This is a genomic window from Actinomadura sp. 6K520 (genome assembly GCF_004349245.1).
Taxonomy (GTDB): Bacteria; Actinomycetota; Actinomycetes; order Streptosporangiales; family Streptosporangiaceae; genus Spirillospora.
This window is the reverse complement of record NZ_SMLC01000345.1, coordinates 1-2,893: the sequence shown is the minus strand read 5'-3', so window position 1 is coordinate 2,893 and position 2,893 is coordinate 1. Positions and strand designations below refer to the sequence as shown.

General features: G+C 73.4%; 2 protein-coding genes. Both read right to left on the bottom strand.

The window, feature by feature from the left end:
• Positions 1 to 233 precede the first annotated feature (233 nt).
• On the bottom strand, positions 234 to 602 hold the full coding sequence (locus tag E1289_RS37095; protein WP_131988795.1) for a hypothetical protein: 369 nt from the start codon (positions 600 to 602) through the stop codon (positions 234 to 236).
• Positions 599 to 1,693, bottom strand: coding sequence for an SseB family protein (locus E1289_RS37090; RefSeq protein WP_165970781.1), 1,095 nt, complete (start codon positions 1,691 to 1,693; stop codon positions 599 to 601). The genes E1289_RS37095 and E1289_RS37090 overlap by 4 nt, the downstream gene beginning before the upstream one ends.
• Positions 1,694 to 2,893 lie beyond the last annotated feature (1,200 nt).

Genomic DNA, 2,893 nt, shown 5'->3' with positions numbered 1-2,893 from the left:
GCCCGAGTCCGAAGGGGAGGGGGAGGGCGAGTCGGCGGCGACGGCGGATGCGCCGCCCGCGGCCAGGATGGCGGCCGTGCCGAGTCCGACAAAGACCGGTTTCACCGCTGATCGGCAGAGCACTGCCGAGCACCTCCGTCGCGTCGCCGTTGAGCGCTTCTGCTTTACCCGGGGGATCGCCCCGGAAATCATGCGACCACGGATTCGCGGGCCAAATCAACCCCCGTCCGCGACTAGATCAACTCCTCGCGGACGTCCGCCACCTCCGACCTGGGAGCCCATGTCTGCCAGACTCCCTGGTCGATGCGGTCGAGCCCCAGGCTCTCCGCGACCGGGACCCGCCCGCCGGTGTATTCGACCCGCAGCCAGCTTTCGTGCTCGCCGACGATGACGAACCGCTCGCCGCGCCAGCGGCACGTCGTCCGGACGTAGCGGAGGTCCTCGACCTCGGACGCGGGGACGATGCGGCGGTAGCGTCCGGGACGCAGTTCCTCGAAGCCGTCCGTCGGCCCGGGGGTGTACAGCCTGACCTCGCCGTCGGCGCCGGGCGCGGCCTCGAAGTCCCGGCCGAGCCACCGCGCGATGTACCCGTCGCGGATCACTGCGCGGCCTCCGTCCGCCCGTCCCAGGTCTCGGTGCTCGGCTCCGGCCGCAGCCAGGCGAGCCGGTCGGGATCGTACATGGCGATGAACCGCTCGGACCGGTCCCGGCCGAGGTAGTACATCTCCGCCCCGAACGGAAGGCGGACGCTGTCCACCTTGTACTCGCGGATGGACCCGGCGCTGCCCGGCGCGAAACCGGTGCCCACGAACGGCGGGCGCTCGATCACCCAGCCGGCCTCGCCCCACGTGGACATCTCCTCCTCGTCCCGTCCCCCGAAAGGAATCCGATAGAGGTCGGGGCAGTAGGCGGGCCACCGGATGACGTACACGCCCTCGTCGCCGGGTGAGAACGGGGAACCCTCGTAGAGGAGGCCCAGCGCCTCGTACAACTGGGCGGGCGTCTGCAACTCGGCGACGTCCCCCGTCGAGTGGACGTACCCCCCGACCCGGTCGTAGCCCTGCTCCAGATACCAGGCGACGTGCCCGTGCGGCACGACCTTCTGCATGATGGACGGCGACGAGACACGGTCGTCCAGGTCGGCGGGCGGAGCCTGCGGCGCGGCCTCCCGCCGCGGCGGCGGCAGCGGAACCTCCGGCCGCGCCGGGACGAGCCCGACCCGCACGGCCCACTCGCTGAGCGCCCGCACCTGGTCGCCGCGCAGAGAGGCCCCGATGCGCGTCCCCGGGTTCAGCAGCATCGTCCAGTCCTCGCGGGGCCACGCGCCGATGAGCTCCCGGAAGTCCGCGTACACGAACCGGGACTCGGGCAGCACCTCGCGCAGCCGCACAAGCGACGTGAACACCTGCACCGCGCCCTCGGCCCGCAGCGCCGCGTCCCAGCGGAAATCCGGCTGGACGGGCGTCACCTCGAGCGGCGCGTCCCCGGGGATCGGCACGAGCACGTTCGCGTTCAGCAGCACGCGCAGGAACGCGTCCGAGTCCCCGCTCAGGGTCGCCTCGTACAACTCCTGGTCGATCCGGTTGCCCGGCTCGAACGCCTCCTCGGGCTCGTCCACGGCCCGCAGAACCGGCTCGCTCTCCGACCCCGCATGCAGACCGTCGGCCGCGCCCCCGGAGCCGCCCTGCGGCACGCCGAACCTTTGACCCGCACTCTCCGCGGAGACGCCGCCAGGCTCACCCGGGTACCCGCCGGGGTCACCCGGCGAGCCCTCGCCGCCCCACGGCCCAGGCAGCCCGGAAGCCGGGGACCCGGCCGCCGCCACGTCGCCGTGGCCACCTTGCTGTGCGCCCCCCGGCGCCGGAGCGCCGCCGGGCGCCGGGATACCGGTTGTTCCGGGTGCGGCTTGACCGCCCTGCGGTTCCGGCAGTCCCGTAGCGGGAGACCCTGTCGCGTCCGTGTCGGGGTGGGTGTGCATGCCACCCGGCGCCGGAGCGTCGACCGTCTCGGGCGAAGCTTGACCGGCTTGTGTTTCCGGCAGCCCTGGAGGAGGGGGTGTCGGCATGCCCGGTTGGGTGGGCCCTTGGGGCGCTGCACCGGCCGCCGGAGCATCGAGGGTTCCGGGTGTGGCTTGAGCGTCCTGTGGCTCCGGCAGGCTCGTCGCGGGAGGTCCTGTCGTGTCCGTGCCGGGGTGGCCGTGCGGTGTGTCACCCGGTGTCGGGGTGCCGGTCGTCCCGGGCGTTGCTTGAGCCTCCTGTGGGTCCGGCAGTCCTGGTGGAGGGGACGTTGGCGTGCCCGGTTGGACGGGTCCTCGGGGCGCATCGCCCGGCAGCGGGGTGCCGGTCGGTCCGGGTGTGGCTTGACCGCCCTGCGGTTCCGGTAGCCCTGTTGCGCGAGGTCCTGTCGTGTCCGTGTGCGGGTGGGCGTGCGGTGTGTCACCCGGTGCCGGGGGGCTGGTCGTCCCGGGCGTTGCTTGAGCGTCCTGTGGGTCCGGCAGCCCTGGTGGAGGGGGCGTTGGCGTGCCCGGTTGGGCGGGTCCTTGGGGCGCTCCGCCTGGAGTGGGGGGCATCGGCGTGCCCGCGTAGGTGTGGTCTTGAGGAGTTCCACCTTGTTCCGGGACGTCGGTCATCCCGGGCACTTGACCGACCTGCGAGCTCGGCGGTTCTGGAGCCGGGGCCCCTGGTGTCTCCGTGTCGGGGTGGCCGTATGGTGCTCCGCCCGGCCCGGTCGGGGCGTTGGTCGTCCCGGCTGCTGCCTCGCCGGCGTGCGGCCCCGGAAGCCCGGGAGCCGGCGACCCCGGCGTACCCGTGTGGTCGAGACCATGCGGCGTGTTCGGCGGTTCCGGAGCGCGAGGCCCTGGCACGCCCGTGTCGGGGTGGGCCTGCGGGGGTGC